This is a genomic window from Oxalobacteraceae bacterium OTU3CAMAD1 (assembly GCA_024123915.1).
GTDB lineage: Bacteria > Pseudomonadota > Gammaproteobacteria > Burkholderiales > Burkholderiaceae_D > Rugamonas.
Map to the genome: position 1 here is coordinate 820,105 of CP099650.1, position 20,821 is coordinate 840,925.

Here is a 20,821-nt window from a genome sequence, read left to right on the forward strand (position 1 = left end):
AGAAGATGACATGAACAAGTTCGCGCCGCTGTCGAAGTTGACGTCGAAGTTGATATATACGCTTATGCTGTCCGCCGGCTTTGCCGGTGCGGCGCAGGCCTCCAAGGCCGACCACCAGGAATTCGAGGCGACGCTGCACGCGCCGTTCCTGGCCGACGCCAGGGCCACGGCCGAGCTGCCGGAGGCGCGCACGTTCACGCTGTCGTTCGATTACCCGTTCCTTGAGCAGGCCAAGGCGGTCAGCTGGACGCTGGAGGTGGTCAGTCCCGACGGCGTGACCGTGCAGCAGTGGAAGGGCAGCCGCGCGCTGGCGGACAAGCAGGTCGACGTCAGCGTCGCCTGGGACGGCCGTGGCGACGGCGTGATCCTGTCGGACGGCGTCTATCAGGTGCGCATGCGCGCCAGCGACGGTGACGAGGAAGTCGAGCAAAGCTGGGAGATCGGCGTCGGCAAGCGCGTGGCGCAGGCCATGCCGACCTTCGCGCCGCTGCCGATTTCGCGCCAGCGCGTGGACGGCAAGGGCAAGCCCGGCGCAGTTTCGACCACCACGACCGACGCCATGTCCTCGGACGACGGCGCGACCACCACCTCGGTGGCGGCGACGGCCTCGCTGCCGTACACCATCTACCTGGGCAACCTGCATAGCCAGACCAACCACAGCGACGGCGGCGGCGCGCTATCCAGCTGCACCGGCGCGCAGAATCCGCAAAGCGCCGCGTTCGGGCCGGCCGACGCCTACGCCTACGCCAAGGGCAAAGGCCTCGATTTCCTGATGGCCTCCGAGCACAATCACATGTACGACGGCTCCGACGCCACCAAGTCCACGGCCGATCCGGCGGTGGCGAAGGCGCTCTATCAATCAGGCGTGACGGCGGCCGCCAACTACAACAGCGCCAACCCGGGATTCCTCGGCATGTATGGCCTGGAATGGGGCGTGATCAACAACGGCGGGCATCTGAACATCTTCAACGCCACCGAGTTGCTGGGCTGGGAGGTCAACGGCAACGGTCAACTGCTGGCCGACACACAGACCACCAAGAACGACTACGGCGCTTTGTACACGTTGATGCGCCAGCGCGGCTGGGTGGGGCAGTTCAACCATCCGTCGAGCTCCGGCCAGTTCCTCGTCAACGGCACCGCGTTCGGTTACACGGCCGACGGCGACCAGGCGATGGCGATGTGCGAAGTGCTCAACACGTCGGCCTTCTCGACCAACACCAGCGAGACGGAAACCAGCCGCAGCACCTACGAGGGCGCGTGCAACAAGGCGCTGGAGGCGGGCTTCCACGTCGCCTTCTCCACCAACCAGGACAACCACTGCGCCAACTGGGGCGCGTCTTACACCAACCGCACCGGGGTGCTGATCCCGAACGGCACGGCGCTGACATCGGCCAGCATGATCGCCGCCATCAAGGCGCGCCGCGTGTACGCGACGATGGACAAGGGCTCGCAGCTAATCCTGACCGGCAACGGCCGCATGATGGGCGAGCGGATCACCAACAGCGGCACGCTCAAGCTGGTGGCCAACTTCGCCAGCGCCGGCGGAAAAACCGTATCGTCGGTGCGCGTGTACGAGGGCGTCCCTGGCCGCAACGGCACGGTGACGCAACTGTCGACCACCGCCACCACCACCATCACGCCGGCCGTCGGCGAGCATTTCTACTACGCCAAGGTGACGCAGAACGACGGAAAAATCTTGTGGTCGGCGCCGATCTGGGTCACGCAGACCAGCGCCGCCACCGGCGCGACAGCGGAAACCGCGCAAGCCCGCTAACCACCAGCGGGGTCAGGTCCGACATTCGGACACGGCCCCATCCGAATTGTCATCGCTACGACTGAGCTTGTGTCCGAATGTCGGACCTGACCCTCGGGGTTTAGACGCCGAGGCTGGCGCCGGCGCCCATCAGCGTCGCCACGCCGAGCACCGCGAAGACGGCGGCGGCGATGCCGTGCACCAGCTTGAGCGAGACGCGGTTGGCGATCCGGTCGCCAAGGTAGACCGCCGGGACGTTGGCGATCATCATGCCGAGCGTGGTGCCGCAGACGACGGCGATCAGCGCGTCGTAGCGCGCCGCCAGCGCCACCGTGGCCACCTGCGTCTTGTCGCCCATCTCGGCGACGAAGAAGGCGATCAGGGTGGTCATGAATACGCCGTAGCCGGCCAGGCGCGTGTCCTCGTCATCGAGCTTGTCGGGCACCAGGGTCCATGCGGCCATCGCCAGGAACGAGGCGCCCAGCACCCAACGCAAGGTGTCGGGCCCCAGCAGGCCGGTGATCCAGGTGCCGATGGCCGCCGCGAACGCGTGGTTGGCAATGGTGGCGATGAAGATCGCGGCGATGATGGGCAGCGGACGACGGAATTTGGCGGCCAGGACGAAAGCGAGCAGCTGGGTTTTGTCGCCGATTTCTGCGAGAGCGACAATGCCTGTGGAGACGAGGAATGCTTCCATTGGGATGATGTGAGTAGTACGCGGGCCGGAAACGATTAACCAATGATCCAGGCGCGACTCCGGCCCATCATGGCCGCACCTCGATCATGGTCTCGTCAAGTTTTTCAACCACCTGCACCACGGTCTGCGGACCGATTATGTTGATGCAGGTTCCTGCGCCGGGAGGCGCAAGCCGACTACTCCCCAATTACGGCGCGTATTTTAACACAGCCATTCGCCGCAGCCTCTACCACGGCGGTTTCTCCGGCTCCGTTGGGGGCCGCACACATGCCTGTTACATGGCTGTGATATTCTGCATCGCGCTTCAGACCAACATTGAAAAGATCACCATGCCTATCAAGAAGACACTGTCCGCGTTGGTGCTTACCGCACTGATGTCGCTTGCCGCCCACGCCGATCCGCTGAGCTACGCGCGCTACGATCAGGTCCGCACCAGCGACCTGTATCTGGACCTGAAGGCCGATTTCGGCCGCAAGACGCTGGGCGGCTACGCCGAGCTGACATTGAACTGGATCGACAAGTCGGCCCGCACACTGGTGCTGGACACGAACGAACTCAATATCGCCAAGGTGCAGGTGCTCAATCCGGGCGGCCGCTGGACCTCGGCCTCCTTCATGCTCGACAAGCTCGATGTGCAGAAGGGACGTGCGCTGCGCATCGCGCTGCCGTTCCAGCCGCAGAAGGTGCGCGTGTACTACCGCACCGCGCCGTCGGCCGCCGCGCTGCAGTGGATGTCGCCTGCGCAGACCATGTCGGGCAAGCGTCCGTTCATGTTCAGCCAATCGCAGGACATCAACGCCCGCTCTTGGGCGCCGGTGCAGGATACGCCGGCGGTGCGCTTCACCTACAGCGCCCGCATCGACGCGCCGGCCGGCCTGCGCGTGCTGATGAGCGCCGACAACGACCCCGCCGCCACCGGCGACGGCGGCTGGAAGTTCAAGATGGCGCAGCCGATTCCTTCCTACCTGCTGGCCATCGCCATCGGCGAGATCGAGGTCCGCAAGCTCGGTCCGCGCTCGGCGGTCTACGCCGAACCGGCCCGCATCGAGGCCGCCGCCAGCGAGCTGGCCGACACCGAGAAGATGATCAGCGCCGCCGAGAGCCTGTACGGGCCTTACCGGTGGGAGCGCTACGACATGATCGTGCTGCCGCCGTCGTTCCCGTACGGCGGCATGGAAAATCCGCGCCTGACCTTCCTCACGCCGACCATGATCGCGGGCGACCGCAGCCTGGTCGACCTGATCGCGCACGAACTGGCGCACTCGTGGTCCGGCAACCTGGTGACCAACGCCTCGTGGAAGCATATGTGGCTCAACGAAGGCTTCACCACCTACGTCACCACCCGCATCGTCGAAAAGATCTACGGCACCGAGATCGCCGAGATGAACCTGCAGGTCGAGCAGGAGGAGGCGCTGGTCTCGCTGCTGACCGTGCCCGCCTCCAAGCAGGCCCTGTCCACCCGCGGCCCGGACACCGATCCGTCGACCTACGCCGACGGCGGCCTGATTTATCCGAAGGGCGCGTGGTTCCTGCGCACCATCGAGCAGCGCGCCGGGCGCGAGGTGTTCGATCCCTTCCTGCGCGGCTGGTTCGACCAGCACGCGTTCAAGTCCGCCACCACCGAGGAATTCGTCGAGTACTTGAAAAAGAACCTGCTCGACGCGCACCCCGAGTACATGCCGCAGGCGGAGTTGGATGAATGGCTGTACGCACCCGGCATCCCCGCCACCGCCGTGCGCGCGGTCTCGCCGCGCCTGGCCGCGCTGGACGCGCAGCGGGCCGCGTGGCTCAAGGGCGAACTGCCGACCGCCGATTTGGGCGGCAAGGCCTGGATCGCGCTCGAGTGGATGCACTTCCTGAACGCCATCGAAGGCAAGGCCACCGCCGCGCAAATGCAGGAGCTGGACCAGGCGTTCGGCCTGGCCAAGAGCGGCAACAACGAGATCGCGTACCGCTTCTACCTGGGCTCCGTCAAGGCGGGCTACAACGTGCGCGACCCGCTCAACAAATTCCTCATGAGCGTGGGCCGGCAGAAGTTCGTGGTGCCGCTGTATACCGCGCTGCTGAAAAACCCGGCCGACAAGGACTGGGCGCGCGCCGTCTACGCCAAGGCGCGCGACCACTATCATCCGGTGACGCAGGCTTCGGTCGACAAACAATTCAAGCTGAATAAATGATGAAGTTCTCCCGTGCCTTCGTATCGGCCGCGTTGGTGGCGGCGCTTTGCACGGCATCCTGCCCGGCGCTCGCCGCGCCGGACGCCGGCGCCGCCGCAAGCGCAGCCGCAACCGCCGCCTCCACGGCGCCGGTCCCCGCGTTCAATCTCGACGCCGATGTCAACCGCGCCCTCAAGACCTTCGGTGTCCCGGGCATGGCCATCGCCATCGTCAAGGACGGGAAGGTCGTCACGGCCAAGGGCTACGGCGTGCGCAAGCTGGGCGAGCCCAAGCCGGTCGACGCCAAAACGCTGTTCGAGGTGGCGTCCAACTCCAAGGCCTTCACCGCCGCCGCGCTGGCGATGCTGGTCGACGAGGGCAAGATCGCCTGGGACGATCCGGTCACCAAGCACCTTCCGGGCTTCCAGATGTACGACGCCTACGTCACCGGCGCGATGACGGTGCGCGACCTGCTCACGCACCGCAGCGGCCTGGGTCTGGGCGCCGGCGATCTGCTGTGGTGGCCGACCACCAGTTTCAGCACCGACGAGATCATCTCGCGGCTGCGCTACATCAAGCCGGCCACCAGCTTCCGCAACAGCTACGCCTACGACAACCTGCTTTACATCGTCGCCGGCAAAATCATCGCCGAGAAGGACGGCAAGCCGTGGGGCGACGCCATCCGCGACCGCATCCTGACGCCGCTCGGCATGGACGGCACCACCACCAGCGTGGCCGCGATGCTGGCGAGCGCCGACTACGCGGCGCCGCACAGCAAGGTCAATGACAAGGCGGTGGTGGTCAGGCCGATCCCGGTACCGAACGCGGTCGGCGCGGTGGGCCTGAACACCAGCGCCGAGGACGTGGCGCGCTGGATGAATTTGCTGCTCAACGACGGCAAGACGGCGGACGGCAAGCAGCTGATCAGCGCCAAGCAGCTGGCCGAGATGTGGACCCAGCAAACGCCGATGCGCATCCGCGAGCCGAAACCGGCGCTGGCGGCGACCAAGGCCAACTTCGCCGCCTATGGACTGGGCTTCAACCTGCGCGATTACAAGGGCCGCAAGATCGCCATGCACGGCGGCGCGCTGGTGGGGTTCTATTCGACGGTGCTGATGGTGCCCGAGGAAAGGCTGGGCATCGCGATCCTGACCAACGCCGAAAACGGCCCGGCGATGACGGCGCTGTACTGGCGCATCCTCGACCAGTACCTGAAGGTGCCGGCCACCGACTGGATCAAGCTGTACGCGGAGCAGGAGGCGACGGCCCACAAGGAGGAGCTGGAGCGCCTGGGCAAGGAGCACACGGAGCGCGCCGCCAAGTCGTCGCCATCGCTGCCGCTGGCGTCCTACGACGGCGCGTATGAAGATCCATGGTACGGCAAGGTCACCATCGCCGCCGAAGGCGGCAAGCGCGTGATGCGCTTCGCCCGCACGCCGGACCTGACGGGGGAGCTGGAGCACTTCCAGCACGATACCTTCATCGTCCGGTGGAAGGAGCGCAGCTTCAACGCCGACGCCTACGTCACGTTCGCGCTGAACCCGAACGGCAGCATCGAGCGCATGAGGATGGAGCCGATTTCGACCGAGACGGACTTCAGCTACGACTTCCGTGATCTGAACTTCACGCCCTCGCCGAAGTAAATGGCATAAGTAGCCGCATGAGTCCGGCTAGTGATATGATATCGCCCTCGCATTGCATCGGGTCCCGCAAAGGCACTTTGGCAAGCTTGAATGATTACTAATCGAGGGATGAATAAGATGTCTATGCAACGAGTTATGCTGCGTGCCAAGCTGCACCGGGTTACGGTCACGCAGGCGGATCTGAACTACGAGGGTTCCTGCGGTATCGACATGGATCTGCTGGAGGCGGCCGATATTCTGCCGAACGAGCATATCGATCTGTATAACGTGAACAACGGCGAGCGTTTCGCGACCTACGCGATTCCGGGCCTGCGCGGCACCGGCGAGATCTCGCTGAACGGCGCGGCGGCCCGCAAGGCGCACCTGGGCGACCTGCTGATCATCTGCACCTACGCGCCGATGACCGAAGAGCAGATCGCCGACTACAAGCCGAAGATCGTGTTCGTCGATGCGCAGAACAAGATCACCGGCATGAAGAAATAAGACCGCTGCAGCGGTTCGCAAAAAGCGTCCCCCGGGGCGCTTTTTTTTCGCCTCGCCGTTTGGTCGTTTAGCTGCGTTTGTTCTCGGCCGCGTCCTGGCGCAGCAGATGCGACATGTACTGCGGCGTGACGCCGAGGAAGGACGCCACTACCTTTTGCGAGATGCGGTGCTCCAGGCCCGGATAGTCGCGCCGGAACGCCGCCAGCCGGCCCAGGGCCGGGCACACGCTTAGGTACAGCCGCTTGCCCTGGTCGATGATGCCGTGCTCGGAGGCCTTCAGATAATAGTCGCGCAATACGCCGTGGCGCCCGGCCAGGTCGCTCAGCGCGACCCAGTCGATGCGGTAGCCGTGGACCGCCGTTTCGGCGATGACGAAATTGTGCGACAGCTCGTTGCGGTTCGCGCGCAGCAGATCGTCGTGGGCGGCGGCGGCCTGGCCGTCGGTGCGGAAGTACAAGGTCACCTCGTTGCCGGCCTCCGTGAGGAAGCCGGTGCGGGCGACGCCGCTGTGCAGCCAGTACACGCTTTGCGCCAGCACGCCGATGTGCTGAAGGTACTCGCCCTTGCGCATGCTGACCGGCGCGGCGATCGGCGCCAGCAGGCGCGAAACCTCGTCGTACATTTCCGGCGTCACGCGGTAGCGCTGTGTGACGGCGTCCCGGTACTTTGCCCTGTGCTCTAAGAATGCCTGATTCATGTTTCGATGGCGCGGCTGAAGCAACCGGCGATGGTGTGGTGGATGCCGGTAAGCCAATAGCCGAACCTGCGAGGACGAAGTGTAAACCTTTTCGCTTCGGAGGGTGCGGCGGTGCGCGAAAGCGCGGAGGCGGGGCTGGTCCGGGCGGTGGGCCCGGACCAGCGGGGGAGGGTTACTTCGGTGTTACGCCGCTTTGCGTGGGCTGGTCGCCGCGCTCACTTCTTCCGGCTTGCCGATGAAGCGGTAGATGGCGGCGCCCAGCAGCGCGCCGACGATAGGCGCGACCCAGAACGCCCACAGCTGCGCGGTGGCCCAGTCGCCGACATACAGCGCCACGCCGGTGCTGCGCGCTGGATTGACGGAGGTGTTGGTGACCGGGATGCTGATCAAGTGGATCAACGTCAGCCCCAGGCCGATCGGCAGCGGCGCGAAGCCCTTCGGCGCGCGTTCGTCGGTGGCGCCCAGTATGATCAGCAGGAACATCATCGTCATCACCACCTCGGTCACCAGCGCCGCCGTCAGCGAGTAGCCGCCCGGCGAGTGCTCGCCGTAGCCGTTGGAGGCGAAGCCGCCCGCCACGTCGAAGCCGGCCTTGCCGGTGGCGATCACATACAGCACGCCGCCGGCGACGATCGCGCCCAGCACCTGCGCCACGATATACGGTAGCAGTTTATTGACCGGGAAGCGGCCGCCGGCCCACAGGCCGATCGACACCGCCGGATTGAGGTGGCAACCGGAGATGTGGCCGATGGCGTAGGCCATCGTCAGCACCGTCAGGCCGAACGCCAGCGACACGCCGAGCAGGCCGATGCCGACGCCGGGAAAGGCCGCCGCCAGCACGGCGCTGCCGCAGCCGCCGAGCACCAGCCAAAATGTTCCGAAAAATTCCGCGCCATATTGTTTCATGTTTCTTCCTTTATCAAGTAGGGGGTGCGACGCTGTCATTAACAGCTATGCAACCTTGCCAATCTACATTGAAAGTAAGAAATTGTCGAGAGGCGACGGCCCGCTGCGGCATACCCGAAAGTACCGTTTTGCTAGTCTCCATAAGGCTCCGTTCGTGGTTGCGTCGGTGCAACAGGATGATGTAACGGGCATATCAGATTTAAACTTTATGAGAACAAACGCGGTTCAAGTGCGATAGAGTTGGACCTTCAGGCGTTCCCATCGGCGACGTTTTTGAGACCTCAGCGGGGTGGCGTTTAGTGAAGACAGTGAAGACAAACTCATTTGTATTGGACAGAAGCGTCGCGATGCCGTTTGCGCTCGCCGGCGCCGGCGCGGTGGGAACGATGGCCGCCGGATGGGGCGCGTGGGGCTGGTACACGGTGCTGTGGGCCGCACTGCTGCTGGCCGTCGCCGCATGGTGCGCGTTCGGCCAGGCGGCCGGCGGCGGCGCCGGCGGCGGATCGCCGATGGTCGACGATTACCTCGACGGGCGCGAACGCTTCGGCGACGCCGTGCTGCCGATCTGGTGCCGCCATATCGAAAACTCCCGCACGCAAATGGAGGAAGCCGTCGCCGACCTGGCCGGGCGCTTCTCCAGCATCGTCGATAAGCTCGACAACGCGCTGCACGTCTCCAGCATGGACGGCGGCAAGGGCGCGCCGTCGATGACCGAGGTGTTCGCGCGCAGCGAGTCCCAGCTTGGCTCCGTGGTGACGTCGATGAAATCGGCGATGACGTCCAAGCAGGCCATGCTCGCGCAGATCAAGGACCTGGAGCGCTTCACGCGCGAGTTGCGCGACATGGCCGAAGGCGTGGCCAGCATCGCCGCGCAGACCAACCTGCTGGCGCTCAACGCCGCGATCGAGGCGGCGCGCGCGGGACCGGCGGGACGCGGCTTCGCGGTGGTGGCGCAGGAGGTGCGCAACCTGTCGAGCCGCTCGGCCGAGACGGGCCGCAACATCTCCAACCGGGTCGGCTTGATCAGCAGCGCCATCCTCGCCGCCAGCCAGGCGGCCGAGCAGTCGAGCGAGCAGGAGAACCGTTCGATGTCGTCGGCCGAGGGCATGATCGACACCGTGCTGGCCGACTTCCGCAGCATGACCGACGCGCTGGTGCAGTCGTCCGACCTGCTCAAGCAGGAGAGCATCGGCATCCAGGGCGAGGTGGGACAGGCGCTGGTGCAGCTGCAGTTCCAGGACCGCGTCAGCCAGGTAATGGCGCACGTGCGCGAGAACATGGAGCTGCTGCCATCGCTGCTGCGCGAGAACCGCGGCCGCTACGAGGCCGACCACGTGCTCGAGCCGCTCGACCCCGCGCCGCTGCTGCACGAGCTGCAGAAGACCTACGCGATGGCCGAGGAGCACGCGGTGCATGGCGGCTCGAAGCACGCCGCGCCGGTTGCCGCCGCCGCCGACGAGATCACTTTTTTCTGAACCACTAGGTAGATAGGGTAGATAAACCATGGCAAAAACGATTATGGTGGTCGACGATTCCGCGTCTTTGCGCCAGGTGGTGGGCATCGCGCTCAAGGGCGCAGGCTACGATGTCATCGAAGGCCGCGACGGTGTCGACGCGCTGTCCAAATGCACCGGCCAGAAAATCCATCTGGTGGTGTGCGACGTGAACATGCCCAATATGGACGGCATCACCTTCGTCAAGGAATTCAAGCAGTTGCCGAACTACCGCTTCACGCCGGTGATCATGCTCACCACTGAATCGCAGGAGGGCAAGAAGGAGGAGGGCAAGGCCGCCGGCGCCAAGGCGTGGGTGGTCAAGCCGTTCAAGCCGGAGGTGCTGCTCGGCGCCGTGGCCAAGCTGGTGCTGCCGTGAGCTCCGACGACGCCGCCGGGGTTGCCGGGGTTACCCGCCTTGCCATCGACGGCGAGCTGACGATCTACCGCGCCGCCGATCTGAAGGTGACGCTGCTGGAGGCGCTGCGCAAGTCGCCCGTGCTGGAAGTGGACCTGTCCGGCGTCACCGAGCTCGATACGGCGGGCCTGCAGGTGCTGATGCTGGCCAAGAACACGGCGGCCGCCGACAAGCGCGAACTGCGCCTGTTGAACCACAGCCCCGCCGTCGTCGAGATTGTCGAGATGCTCAACCTGGGCGCCTTCTTCGGCGACGCCCTGCTGATCCACAGCTAAATTCATCAGAGGTTAGTCATGAACCTGGACGAAGCGCTACAGACCTTCATCACCGAAAGCCGCGAACTCCTGGAGGACATGGAGAACGCGCTGCTCAATATCGACATCGCCGGCGACCAGGGCGAGGCGATCAACGCCATCTTCCGCGCCGCCCACACCATCAAGGGCTCGGCGGGTTTGTTCAGCCTCGATCACATCGTCGCCTTCACCCACGTGGTGGAAAGCCTGCTCGACGAGGTGCGCGACGGCCGCGTGGTGATCAACGATGAAATGATCGTGCTGCTGCTGTCGTGCTGCGATTATTTGTCCGGCATGACCGAGGCGCTGGCCGCCGGCCGGCTGGACGCCGATCCCGACACCGCGCCGGAGGGCGAAATGCTGCTGCACCAGCTGCGCCGGCACATGTCGGGCGGCCATGGCGAGGCCGATCCGGCCCACGCCACTCCTGCCGCGTCGGCGCAGTCGTTGACCGTGCAGTCGGAACCCGGCGTCGAGCGCATCGACAAGGTGGCCGGCGACAGCGACTACTGGCACATTTCGCTGCGCTTCGGCCGCGGCGTTTTGCAGAACGGGATGGACCCGATCGCGTTCCTGCGCTACCTGGCCAAACTGGGCAAGATCGTCGGCATCGCCACCGTGCCCGACGCCCTGCCGGCGGCCGAGGAGATGGACGCGGAGCTGTGCTACCTTGGTTTTGAAATCGCTTTCGACAGCAACGCCGACCGCGAGGCCATCGTCGGCGTGTTCGAGTTCGTGCAGGACGACTGCGAGATCCGCATCATCCCGCCGCACAGCAGGGTGTCGCAGTACGTCGATTTGATCCGCGCCTTGCCGGAACTGCCGGCGCGCCTGGGCGAGATCCTGGTCCTGTGCGGCAGCGTGACCGCGTCCGAACTCGCCGGCGCGCTGCAACAGCAGTCGAGCGGCGAGGCCAAGGGCAAGGGTGACGGGGACGAACCGCCGCCGCGCCTGGGCAGCATCCTGGTCGCCGCCGGCAACGTGCCGCCGGTGGTGGTGGAGGCGGCGCTGGCCAAGCAGAAGCAGGTGGTCGAGCAGAAGGCGCAGGAGAGCCGCTCGATCCGCGTCGATTCCGACAAGCTCGATCGGCTGATCGACCTGGTGGGGGAGTTGATCATCGCCGGCGCGCGCGCCAGCATGATCGGCCAGCAGATCCACAACACCGACCTGCAGGAATGCACGTCGACCTTATCGGGCCTGGTGGAGGAGGTGCGCGACGCCGCGCTGGAACTGCGCATGGTCAAGATCGGCGCCACCTTCAACCGCTTCCAGCGCGTGGTGCACGACGTCGCGCGCGAGTTGGGCAAGGACATCGGCCTGATGGTCGACGGCGAGGATTCGGAACTGGACAAGACGGTGGTGGAGAAGATCGGCGATCCGCTGATGCACCTGGTGCGCAACGCCATGGACCACGGCATCGAGCCGGCCGACGTGCGCGTCGCCAACGGCAAGCCGGCCAAGGGCATGATCAAACTGAATGCCTTCCACGAATCGGGCAGCATCGTCATCGAGGTGAGCGATGACGGCGGCGGCCTTCGCAAGGAGAAGATCCTGGCCAAGGCGGTCGAGCGCGGGCTGGTCGATCCGGAGCGCAAACTGAGCGACAGCGAAATCTATAACCTGATCTTCGAGGCCGGGTTCTCGACGGCGGAGAAGGTCACCAACCTGTCCGGACGCGGCGTCGGCATGGATGTCGTCAAGCGCAATATCACCGCGCTGCGCGGCAGCGTGGACGTCAGCAGCAGGGAGGGCGCCGGCACCACCGTCACCGTGCGCCTGCCGCTGACTTTGGCCATCATCGACGGCTTCCTGGTGCAGGTGGGCGGCTCGGTGTTCGTCATCCCGCTCGACATGATCGAGGAGTGCATCGAGTTCGCCACCGAGCCGGGGCAGGATTACTGCAATCTGCGCGGCCAGGTGCTGCCGTTCATCCGTCTGCGATCGCTGTTCCGCATCGACGGCGCCGCCACGCGGCGCGAGAGCATCGTGGTGCTCAAGCTGGGCACCACCCGCGCCGGCCTGGTGGTCGACACCCTGCTGGGCGAATTCCAGACCGTCATCAAGCCGCTCAGCCCCATGTTCAGCGAAGTCAAATGCATCAGCGGCTCGACCATCCTAGGCAGCGGCGAGGTGGCGCTGATCCTGGACGTGGCCTCGCTGATGCAGGCCGTCGGCGGCAAAGGCACGGTGGCCCTGGCCGCCTAGTGAATCAAGGAGACTACGCATATGGTTAACCAGTCGGCCAACGCCGCCGCCAACAACATCGTCACCTACGGCAGCAGTGCGATCGTCGCGCTGCAAAGCGGGGCGGCGCTACCGAGCCAGTTCCTGACCTTCTTGCTGGGCGAGGAGCAGTTCGCCGTCGGCATCCTGCATATCAAGGAGATCATCGAATATGGCAGCATGGCCACGGTGCCGATGATGCCAGCCTGCGTGCGCGGCGTGATCAACCTGCGCGGCGCCGTGGTGCCGGTGATGGACCTGTCGGCGCGCTTTGGCCGCAGCCCCAGCGCCATCACCAAGCGCAGTTGCATCGTCATCGTCGAAGTCGAAGGCGCCGGCGGCGAGGGCAAGCAGGTGTTGGGCATGCTGGTCGACGCCGTCAACGCGGTGGTGGAAATCGCCGCCGGCGACATCGAGCCGGCGCCTTCGTTCGGCACCCGCATCCGTCCCGACTTCATCGCCGGCATCGGTAAGTTCAATGGCAAGTTCGTCATCCTGCTGGCGATCGACCGCGTGCTGTCGACCGAGGAGGTGGTGGAGATGGCGCGCTCGGGTGCCAACGACGCAGCGGCGCCTCCGCTGCTGTCCTGATTTTTCCAGATTTTGAATGTGACGCATCATGCCTTTGGTAGCCATTTCCGATCGTGAGTTCACGCAGTTCCAGCGCTTCATCTACGACGCCGCCGGGATCACTATGTCCAACGGCAAGCAGGCGCTGGTCAGCGGCCGCCTGGCCAAGCGCCTGGCGCATTACCAGCTCGATAGCTACAGCGACTATCTGCGCCTGCTCGAAAGCCGTTCGGACCCCGCCGAACTGCAGATGGCGGTCGATCTGCTGACCACCAACGAAACTTATTTTTTCCGCGAACCCAAGCACTTCCAGCTGCTGCGGGATCTGGCCCTGGAGGCGCGCGAGAAGCGGCAGACGATGCGCGTGTGGAGCGCCGCCAGTTCCAGCGGCGAGGAGGTCTATAGCATCGCCATGGTGCTGGCCGACGTGCTGGGCGACGCCGCCTGGGAAGTGCTGGGCACCGACATCAGCACGCGGGTGCTGCAGCGCGCCCGCAGCGGCCACTATCCAATGGAGCGCGCCAGCCAGATGCCGCAGGATTACCTGAAGCGCTTTTGCCTCAAGGGCCAGGGCAGCGAGGCCGGCACCATGCTGATCGAGCGCTCATTGCGCCAGCGGGTCCAGTTCCAGCAGGTGAACCTGAACGCGCCGCTGCCCAAGGTCGGCTGCTTCGACGTGATCTTCCTGCGCAACGTGATGATCTACTTTAACCTGGAGACCAAGCGCCAGGTGGTGGCCCGCTTGCTGGCCCAGCTTCGTCCCGGCGGCTATTTCCTGATCGGCCACTCCGAGACCCTGAACGACATCAACGACACCTTGTCGGTCGTGGCGCCATCGATCTACAGGAAAGCATAGCGGCGCGATGCCTGATTCGAAACTCATTGATGTCTTTCTCATGCCCGGCGATTATTTCATCGGCGACGAGCGCTATCGCGTGCGCACGCTGCTGGGGTCCTGCGTCTCCGTCACGCTGTGGCATCCGTCGCGCCGCATCGGCGCCATGTCGCACTTTCTCTTGCCGGGCACCGGCCATCGCAAATCCCACGACAAGCCGGGCATGTACGGCGACGACGCCATGCGCCTGCTGCTCGACGGCTTGGCGCGCCACGACGTGGCGCCCGGCCAATGCCAGGCCAAGATCTTCGGCGGCGGCGCCATGTTTCCCCGTAATCCCAAGGCGCGCGACATCGGTTTGCAGAACGGCGACTTCGCGCGCGAAATGCTGCACAAGAACGGCATCCACGTCGTGTCCGAAAGCCTGTTCGGCGAAGGACACCGCCAATTGATCTTCACCATCCGCAGCGGCGATGTACTCAGCCGCCAGGTTCCGCCGGAACCGAAAGCTGCCCGCACCAGGGAAAACGCATGAGTACAATCAACGTCATGATCGTCGACGATTCGGCCGTGGTGCGGCAGGTCCTCAGTGGCCTGCTCAACGCCTCGCCGGGCATCACCGTCACCTACGCCGTGGCCAATCCGCTGCTGGCGATGGAACGCATGAAGGTGCAGTGGCCGGACGTGATCGTGCTCGATGTCGAAATGCCAAAAATGGACGGCATCACCTTCCTGCGCAAGATCATGGCCGAGCGTCCGACGCCGGTGGTGATCTGTTCGACGTTGACGGAGAAGGGCGCGCAGACGTCGGTCGAGGCGCTGGGCGCCGGCGCGGTCACCATCATCACCAAGCCGCGCCTGGACCTCAAGCAGTTCCTGCACGATAGCGCCGACGAACTGGTGTCGGCGGTGCGGGCGGCGTCCGGCGCGCGCGTGGGCAAGCTGGTGGGCCGGGCGCCGGCGCCGCCGGTCGCCGCCAAGCTCAATGCGGACGCCGTGCTGCCGCCGGCCGACGCTAGGCCGATGACCGCCACCACCGAGCGCGTGGTGGCGATCGGCACCTCCACCGGCGGCACGCAGGCGCTGGAAGAGGTGCTGACATCGCTGCCGCGCGTCTGCCCCGGCATCGTGGTGGTGCAGCACATGCCGGAAAAATTCACCGCCGCCTTCGCGGCACGCCTCGACAGCGTGTGCGAGGTGCGCGTCAAGGAGGCGGCCAACAACGACCGCGTGCTCCAGGGCCAGGTGCTGATCGCGCCTGGCGGAAAACATATGCTGTTGCGCCGCACCGGCGCCCAGTACTTTGTCGAAGTGGTCGACGGCCCGCTGGTCAACCGCCACCGGCCGTCGGTCGATGTGCTGTTCCGCTCCGCCGCGCGGGCGGCGGGCGCCAACGCGCTGGGCGTGATCATGACCGGCATGGGCGACGACGGCGCCGCCGGCATGCTGGAGATGCTCAAGGCCGGCGCGCGCACCGTGGCGCAGGACGAGGCCAGCTGCGTGGTCTACGGCATGCCGAAGGAAGCCGTCAAGCGTGGCGGCGTCGAAAAAACAGTAGCACTCAATGCGATCTATCGCGAAATCCTGCAGCAACTGTCCCTATAAATCGCTTTTTATCCGCATTACACGGAAGGAAATCATCATGCTTTCAACCTTGACGGTCAGGACCAAGATCCTGGCATTGCTGGCGGTGTCCCTATTGGCGCTTGTGGTTGTCGTGCTCATCGCCTTCACCGGCCTGCGGGCGCAAGGCGCCATGCTCAATGAGCTGGGCAAGAACCGCATGCCTTCGATACGGGCCTTGATGGTGATTAACGAGGCCCAGACCGCGCTGCGCTCGTCGAGCCGCTTCATCGACGCGATGGGCATGTTCCCCGATGACGCCAACGATATCGCTGGCGAAGTCAAACGCAAGCAGGATGTCTGGCGCACGGTCGATGCGGCCTGGAAGGAGTACGAAGCCTTGCCACAGGAGTCCGAGGAGGCGGATGTGTGGAAGACCTTCGTCAAGCAGTGGGATGTGTGGAAGACGCGCGACATGACGATCACCGATATCGCGGCGCAGATCGCCCGCGCGGAGCCGGGCAAGCGCAAGGAATTGTTCGCGCTCCTGCATAAAACGCTGCAGGAAAACCGGCCGGCCTTCACCGCCGCCGAGGAGAGCCTGAACAAACTGGTGGCGCTGAACGTCCAGTACGGCGAGAACGACGTCAAACACGCCGATGCCGCTTCCGCCGGCGCAATGAGCAGCATGTACATCAGCGGCGGCGTGGCGTTGGCGTTGCTGGCGGCGATAGGATTGATCATCCTGAACGGCATCATGCGCCAGCTTGGCGGCGATCCAGGCTACGCGGCGGAGATCGTGCGCAAGGTGGCCGACGGCGACCTCAGTGCCGACGTGCATGTCAAGGCGGGCGACACCACCAGCCTGCTGGCGGCGATGAAGGGCATGATCGACAAGCTCTCGCAGGTGGTGCAGGACGTGAACAACGGCGCCGAGTCGCTGGCCAGCGCTTCCGAGGAGGTCAGCGCGACCGCCCAGTCGCTGTCGCAGGCGGCCAGCGAGCAGGCCGCAGGCACCGAGGAGACCAGTGCCTCGGTCGAGCAGATGACGGCGTCGATTTCGCAGAACACCGAGAACGCCAAGGTTACCGATGGTATCGCCAGCAAGGCGGCGATCGAAGCGGTGGAGGGCGGCGACGCGGTCAAGTCGACGGTGGCGGCGATGCAGCAGATCGCCAAGAAGATCAGCATCATCGACGATATCGCCTATCAAACCAACCTGCTGGCGTTGAACGCGGCGATCGAGGCCGCGCGCGCCGGCGAGCATGGCAAAGGCTTCGCGGTGGTGGCGGCCGAGGTGCGCAAGCTGGCCGAACGCAGCCAGATCGCGGCGCAGGAAATCGAGCAGGTGGCAAGCAGCAGCGTGCAACTGGCGGAGAAGGCCGGCAACCTGCTCGATGAAATGGTGCCGAACATTCGCCGCACCTCCAACCTGGTGCAGGAGATCACGGCGGCGTCGGAGGAGCAGTCGGCGGGCGTGGGCCAGATCAATTCCGCCATCACGCAATTGAGCCAGACCACGCAGCAGAACGCCTCTGCCTCCGAACAGCTGGCCGCCACCGCCGAGGAGATGAGCGGCCAGGCCGAGCAACTGCAGGAGACCATGTCCTTCTTCAAATTGTCCGGTGCCTCGCGGCCGCTGCGCACGGCGCGGGCGCCGGCCAGGCCGGCCAAGCCCGCGCCGGGGCGTGGACGGCCCGGCCACGGCAGCAGCAAGCAGATGATGGACATGGCCGATCCGGACGAATCGCATTTCGTTAAATTCTAAACGAGGCGGACGATGAATAACGTACAAGGCGCCGAGCCGCAGTTTCTCAGCTTTATGCTGGGCCAGGACATGTTCGCGATGGGCATCCTGGCCGTGCGCGAAATACTGGAGTACGCGGGCGTGACGCCCGTACCGCAAATGCCGCCCTGTATCAGCGGCGTGATCAACCTGCGCGGCACGGCGGTGCCGGTGCTCGACCTGGCGTGCCGGCTCGAGCGCGAGCCGGTAGCGGTGAGCAAACGCACCTGTATCATCGTTGTCGAAGTCGACGGCAACGCCGGCGCCGGCGCCTTCGTGATCGGCATCCTGGTCGACGCGGTCAACGCGGTGCTCGACATCCCGCCGTCGGAGGTGGAGCCGGCGCCCAGCCTGGGCGCGCAGGTGCGCGCCGAGATGCTGCAGGGGATAGGCAAGGTCAATGGCCGCTTCGTTCTGCTGCTGGACGTGCGGCGGGTGGCGTCCGTGGGAGACCTGGCCGCCATCGCCCCCGCCGCCCTGGATCACGTGTAGCCGCGCACCGCGTCCGCACGAACGCACCACCCTGGAGAACCATCATGTTCAAACAAATGAAAATGGAGACCCGGCTGCACGCCGGATTCGGCGCCATCGTGCTGCTGGTGGTGGTGCTGGGGATTATCGCCTTTGCCAAACTGACGTCGCTGCACGACCAGTGGGCGCGTTTCGAGAGCGTCACGCTGGCGCGCAAGAACGCGGTGCTGGAAGGCGTCATTTCGCAGGGCCACGCGGTCCAGCAATTCAAGAATTACATTCTGCGCAATGGCGAGCAAAACACCCAGTTCCGCGCGGCGCTGGCCAACATCGACAAGGAAATGGCCAACTACAAGGCCGTGGGACCGCTCAGCGAGGAAGAGCAAGTGCTGCTGGGCGAAGTGGCGGCCGGCGTCAAGGCCTATGGCGACAGCATGGCGGAGCTGGAGGCGATGCAGGCCAAAGGCATGACGCCGACGGAGATGGATAAATCCATCAAGGGCGCCGACGCCGCCATCGCCGGCGCGTTCCGCAAGCTGCTCAAGCTCAACGACAACGTGACCGACCGCGAATCGGCGGCGATGACGGAGGTGACCGATTCGGCCAAGCGCCTGATCCTGTCGGTCGATATCGTCATCGCCATCCTCGGTTGCGTGCTGGCGGTATGGCTGGCGCGCAGCCTGTCGGGCATCGTGCGCGAGGTGCAGATGGTGGTCGCCGGCCTTGCCGGGGCGTCGCAGGAAGTCAGTTCGACGGCGCAGTCGCTGTCGCAGGCGGCCAGCGAGCAGGCTGCCGGCGTCGAGGAAACCAGCGCATCGATCGAGCAGATGACGGCCTCGATCGCGCAGAACACGGAGAACGCCAAGGTCACCGACGGCATCGCCACCCAGGCCGCCGTGGACGCGACGCGCGGCGGCGAGGTGGTGAAGGCGACGGCGGCGGCGATGCGTCAAATCGCCAGCAAGATCAGCATCATCGACGATATCGCCTATCAAACCAATCTGCTGGCGCTGAACGCGGCCATCGAGGCGGCGCGCGCGCACGAACACGGCAAGGGCTTCGCGGTGGTGGCGGCCGAGGTGCGCAAGCTGGCCGAGCGCAGCCAGGTGGCGGCGCAGGAGATCAGCAAGGTGGCGGCCGACAGTGTCGATCTGGCCGAGCAGGCCGGCGTGATGTTCGATGCGCTGGTGCCCAATATCCGCAAGACGTCGGACCTGGTGCAGGAGATATCGGCGGCGTCGGAAGAGCAGAGTTCCGGCGTGCGCCAGATTAACAGCGCGGTCAATCAGCTTAGCCAGACCACCCAGGTCAACGCGGCCAGCTCGGAGGAACTGGCGGCGACGTCGGAGGAGATGAGCGCCCAGGCAGAGCAGCTGGGCCAATTGATGGCGGTGTTCAAACGCTATGCGGTCGAAGAACGGGTACCGGCTCGCCGCGCAGCGTCTTCAAAAGGGAGCGGCGGCGCGGCGGCGCCGATGGCGCGCTCGGCCCGGGTTGCCTCCGTGGCCGCCCACGGATCGCCGGACGAGCACAAATTCACCCGGTTCTGATCCCCGCTACATGATTACGGCTTGACGAACTTCAGTGTCATGCGGTCGCTTTCGCCGATCGCCTCATACTTCGCCCGGTTCTCGTCCTTGTTGCCGTAGGTCGGCGGCAGCGCCCAGACGCCGCCTTTGTGGTCGGCGGTGTCTTTCGGGTTGGCGTTGACTTCCGACTTGGCCGCCAGCTTGAAGCCCGCCGCTTCGGCCAGGCCGATCACATACTTCTCGTGCATATAGCCGCTGCTGGCCGTTTCGTCCTGGGTCTTGTTGGCCGGCAGGCGATGCTCCACCACGCCGAACACGCCGCCCGGTTTCAGGCTGGTATAGACGCTGGCGAACAGCGTTTTCATATTCTCCGGACCTGCCGGTATCCAGTTGTGGATATTACGGAAGGTGAGCACCATGTCGACGCTGCCGGCCGGCGCGAATTCGTATTTGCGCGGCGGCGCGAACACGCCCAGCGCGACCTTGCTGTACACCGGGTTGGCGTTCAGGCGCGCCATGAAGCGCTCGGCGCTTTTGCGTTCGCGCTCGTCCGGCGCGGCCAGGTCGTTGCCGGCGGCGATCAGCTTTCCGCTGTCACGCAGGTAGGGCGCCAGGATCTCCGTGTACCAGCCGCCGCCCGGCGCCAGTTCGACCACCGTCATGTTCGGGCGAATGCCGAAGAACGACAGCGTCTCGTAAGGGTGGCGATAGGCGTCGCGCTGCACGTTGGCAGGGGTGCGGGTGCTGGCGGCGATGGCGGCCTTCAGCTTGGCGTCGGTGGCTTCGGTGGCGGCGATCGCGCCGCTTGCAGCGAACAGCGTGGTGGTGGCCAGGGCGGCCACGAGATATCTCTTCATGCAAAGTCTCCTGAGGGTTCGGTTGGCGGCGCGCACTCGCCCGCCCTGCGCGATCATCGGGCATGCATACAAAAAGATCAAGCGAATTGCGACGGCCGCACCACCGAAGTGCGGCGCGCCTTCGCCTGGACGTCGTCGCGCCGGACGCGGACACTCGCGGACACCGGCCGGACACTTCGCGGACACTTGGCGGACACTTTTTGCGCGTTTCGCGCCCCGCCGGGGCACTCTTGTAACACAGTGTTTCGCTGTGGTGGATGGCATACATTTTGCCTATCCCGATCCTTAATCCGGCGCTACTATTGGTAATCCTGCGAAAACGGCGACGGATATTCAGGTGTCACGTAAAGAAGCAAGAGCTATAAGAGTAGGACTCGCTAGAAGAGCAAATAAAAGCTAAGCAGAACCTTGGGCGGCTGGCCCACAATCATTGCCTTACGTTTGGAGA

General features: G+C 65.1%; 18 protein-coding genes, 1 pseudogene and 1 riboswitch. Of the genes and pseudogenes, 15 read left to right on the plus strand and 4 right to left on the minus strand.

Features of this window, described 5'->3' with window-relative positions; translation table 11 throughout:
* Positions 1–10: 10 nt before the first annotated feature.
* Complete coding sequence (locus NHH88_03515; protein ID USX14873.1) at positions 11–1,774, plus strand: CehA/McbA family metallohydrolase; 1,764 nt, start codon at positions 11–13, stop codon at positions 1,772–1,774.
* Between the two features lie 100 nt (positions 1,775–1,874).
* On the opposite strand, the gene NHH88_03520 is transcribed toward NHH88_03515, so the two are convergent.
* Positions 1,875–2,450 carry a TMEM165/GDT1 family protein gene (locus NHH88_03520; GenBank protein ID USX14874.1) on the minus strand — a complete coding sequence of 192 codons (576 nt, stop codon included), beginning with the start codon at positions 2,448–2,450 and terminating at the stop codon, positions 1,875–1,877.
* Positions 2,451–2,462: 12 nt separating this feature from the next.
* Positions 2,463–2,647, minus strand: a riboswitch (yybP-ykoY riboswitch).
* 132 nt (positions 2,648–2,779) lie between these two features.
* On the opposite strand from NHH88_03520, the gene NHH88_03525 reads away from it, so the two are divergent.
* The 3 genes from NHH88_03525 (at position 2,780) to NHH88_03535 (ending at position 6,732) form a co-directional block, all read left to right on the plus strand.
* Complete coding sequence (locus NHH88_03525; GenBank protein ID USX14875.1) at positions 2,780–4,627, plus strand: M1 family metallopeptidase; 1,848 nt, start codon at positions 2,780–2,782, stop codon at positions 4,625–4,627.
* Positions 4,624–6,249, plus strand: a complete 1,626-nt coding sequence (locus NHH88_03530; protein USX14876.1) for a serine hydrolase — start codon at positions 4,624–4,626, stop codon at positions 6,247–6,249. Before NHH88_03525 ends, NHH88_03530 begins: the two co-directional genes overlap by 4 nt.
* 123 nt (positions 6,250–6,372) lie before the next feature.
* A complete protein-coding gene (locus NHH88_03535; protein ID USX14877.1) occupies positions 6,373–6,732 on the plus strand; it encodes an aspartate 1-decarboxylase in 360 nt (119 codons plus the stop codon).
* Between the two features lie 67 nt (positions 6,733–6,799).
* Here the strand turns inward: NHH88_03535 and NHH88_03540 are convergent, their stop codons facing one another.
* Both NHH88_03540 and aqpZ read right to left on the minus strand, forming a co-directional pair.
* Positions 6,800–7,429: a Crp/Fnr family transcriptional regulator gene (locus NHH88_03540; protein USX14878.1), complete on the minus strand. Its 630-nt coding sequence runs from the start codon at positions 7,427–7,429 to the stop codon at positions 6,800–6,802.
* Between the two features lie 183 nt (positions 7,430–7,612).
* Positions 7,613–8,335, minus strand: a complete 723-nt coding sequence (gene aqpZ / locus NHH88_03545; GenBank protein USX14879.1) for an aquaporin Z — start codon at positions 8,333–8,335, stop codon at positions 7,613–7,615.
* 812 nt (positions 8,336–9,147) lie between these two features.
* Here aqpZ and NHH88_03550 point away from each other — a divergent pair.
* The 11 genes and pseudogenes from NHH88_03550 (at position 9,148) to NHH88_03600 (ending at position 19,537) form a co-directional block, all read left to right on the plus strand.
* A pseudogene (locus NHH88_03550) lies at positions 9,148–9,810 on the plus strand (methyl-accepting chemotaxis protein).
* A 28-nt stretch (positions 9,811–9,838) separates the two neighbouring features.
* Positions 9,839–10,207, plus strand: a complete 369-nt coding sequence (locus tag NHH88_03555; protein USX14880.1) for a response regulator — start codon at positions 9,839–9,841, stop codon at positions 10,205–10,207.
* Positions 10,204–10,521: an STAS domain-containing protein gene (locus NHH88_03560; protein ID USX14881.1), complete on the plus strand. Its 318-nt coding sequence runs from the start codon at positions 10,204–10,206 to the stop codon at positions 10,519–10,521. The genes NHH88_03555 and NHH88_03560 overlap by 4 nt, the downstream gene beginning before the upstream one ends.
* A gap of 18 nt (positions 10,522–10,539) precedes the next feature.
* On the plus strand, positions 10,540–12,744 hold the full coding sequence (locus NHH88_03565) for a chemotaxis protein CheA (protein ID USX14882.1): 2,205 nt from the start codon (positions 10,540–10,542) through the stop codon (positions 12,742–12,744).
* A gap of 21 nt (positions 12,745–12,765) precedes the next feature.
* Complete coding sequence (locus tag NHH88_03570) at positions 12,766–13,353, plus strand: chemotaxis protein CheW (protein USX14883.1); 588 nt, start codon at positions 12,766–12,768, stop codon at positions 13,351–13,353.
* A 28-nt stretch (positions 13,354–13,381) separates the two neighbouring features.
* Positions 13,382–14,188 carry a protein-glutamate O-methyltransferase CheR gene (locus tag NHH88_03575; protein USX14884.1) on the plus strand — a complete coding sequence of 269 codons (807 nt, stop codon included), beginning with the start codon at positions 13,382–13,384 and terminating at the stop codon, positions 14,186–14,188.
* 7 nt (positions 14,189–14,195) lie between these two features.
* Complete coding sequence (locus NHH88_03580) at positions 14,196–14,702, plus strand: chemotaxis protein CheD (GenBank protein ID USX14885.1); 507 nt, start codon at positions 14,196–14,198, stop codon at positions 14,700–14,702.
* Positions 14,699–15,772 (plus strand): chemotaxis response regulator protein-glutamate methylesterase, encoded by a 1,074-nt coding sequence (locus tag NHH88_03585; protein USX14886.1) that lies wholly within the window; start codon positions 14,699–14,701, stop codon positions 15,770–15,772. The genes NHH88_03580 and NHH88_03585 overlap by 4 nt, the downstream gene beginning before the upstream one ends.
* 37 nt (positions 15,773–15,809) lie before the next feature.
* Positions 15,810–17,498 carry a methyl-accepting chemotaxis protein gene (locus NHH88_03590; GenBank protein USX14887.1) on the plus strand — a complete coding sequence of 563 codons (1,689 nt, stop codon included), beginning with the start codon at positions 15,810–15,812 and terminating at the stop codon, positions 17,496–17,498.
* A 12-nt stretch (positions 17,499–17,510) separates the two neighbouring features.
* Complete coding sequence (locus NHH88_03595) at positions 17,511–18,008, plus strand: chemotaxis protein CheW (protein USX14888.1); 498 nt, start codon at positions 17,511–17,513, stop codon at positions 18,006–18,008.
* 44 nt (positions 18,009–18,052) lie between these two features.
* On the plus strand, positions 18,053–19,537 hold the full coding sequence (locus NHH88_03600; protein USX14889.1) for a methyl-accepting chemotaxis protein: 1,485 nt from the start codon (positions 18,053–18,055) through the stop codon (positions 19,535–19,537).
* A gap of 14 nt (positions 19,538–19,551) precedes the next feature.
* On the opposite strand, the gene NHH88_03605 is transcribed toward NHH88_03600, so the two are convergent.
* On the minus strand, positions 19,552–20,373 hold the full coding sequence (locus tag NHH88_03605; protein USX14890.1) for a methyltransferase: 822 nt from the start codon (positions 20,371–20,373) through the stop codon (positions 19,552–19,554).
* Positions 20,374–20,821: the final 448 nt, after the last annotated feature.

Excerpts from the sequence above, each read along its gene's own strand:
- NHH88_03515 (USX14873.1), top strand. The coding sequence starts at position 11 with ATGAACAAGTTCGCGCCGCTGTCGAAGTTGACGTCGAAGTTGATATAT.
- NHH88_03520 (USX14874.1), bottom strand. The coding sequence starts at position 2,450 with ATGGAAGCATTCCTCGTCTCCACAGGCATTGTCGCTCTCGCAGAAATC.
- NHH88_03525 (USX14875.1), top strand. The coding sequence starts at position 2,780 with ATGCCTATCAAGAAGACACTGTCCGCGTTGGTGCTTACCGCACTGATG.
- NHH88_03530 (USX14876.1), top strand. The coding sequence starts at position 4,624 with ATGATGAAGTTCTCCCGTGCCTTCGTATCGGCCGCGTTGGTGGCGGCG.
- NHH88_03535 (USX14877.1), top strand. The coding sequence starts at position 6,373 with ATGCAACGAGTTATGCTGCGTGCCAAGCTGCACCGGGTTACGGTCACG.
- NHH88_03540 (USX14878.1), bottom strand. The coding sequence starts at position 7,429 with ATGAATCAGGCATTCTTAGAGCACAGGGCAAAGTACCGGGACGCCGTC.
- aqpZ (USX14879.1), bottom strand. The coding sequence starts at position 8,335 with ATGAAACAATATGGCGCGGAATTTTTCGGAACATTTTGGCTGGTGCTC.
- NHH88_03555 (USX14880.1), top strand. The coding sequence starts at position 9,839 with ATGGCAAAAACGATTATGGTGGTCGACGATTCCGCGTCTTTGCGCCAG.
- NHH88_03565 (USX14882.1), top strand. The coding sequence starts at position 10,540 with ATGAACCTGGACGAAGCGCTACAGACCTTCATCACCGAAAGCCGCGAA.
- NHH88_03570 (USX14883.1), top strand. The coding sequence starts at position 12,766 with ATGGTTAACCAGTCGGCCAACGCCGCCGCCAACAACATCGTCACCTAC.
- NHH88_03575 (USX14884.1), top strand. The coding sequence starts at position 13,382 with ATGCCTTTGGTAGCCATTTCCGATCGTGAGTTCACGCAGTTCCAGCGC.
- NHH88_03580 (USX14885.1), top strand. The coding sequence starts at position 14,196 with ATGCCTGATTCGAAACTCATTGATGTCTTTCTCATGCCCGGCGATTAT.
- NHH88_03585 (USX14886.1), top strand. The coding sequence starts at position 14,699 with ATGAGTACAATCAACGTCATGATCGTCGACGATTCGGCCGTGGTGCGG.
- NHH88_03590 (USX14887.1), top strand. The coding sequence starts at position 15,810 with ATGCTTTCAACCTTGACGGTCAGGACCAAGATCCTGGCATTGCTGGCG.
- NHH88_03595 (USX14888.1), top strand. The coding sequence starts at position 17,511 with ATGAATAACGTACAAGGCGCCGAGCCGCAGTTTCTCAGCTTTATGCTG.
- NHH88_03600 (USX14889.1), top strand. The coding sequence starts at position 18,053 with ATGTTCAAACAAATGAAAATGGAGACCCGGCTGCACGCCGGATTCGGC.
- NHH88_03605 (USX14890.1), bottom strand. The coding sequence starts at position 20,373 with ATGAAGAGATATCTCGTGGCCGCCCTGGCCACCACCACGCTGTTCGCT.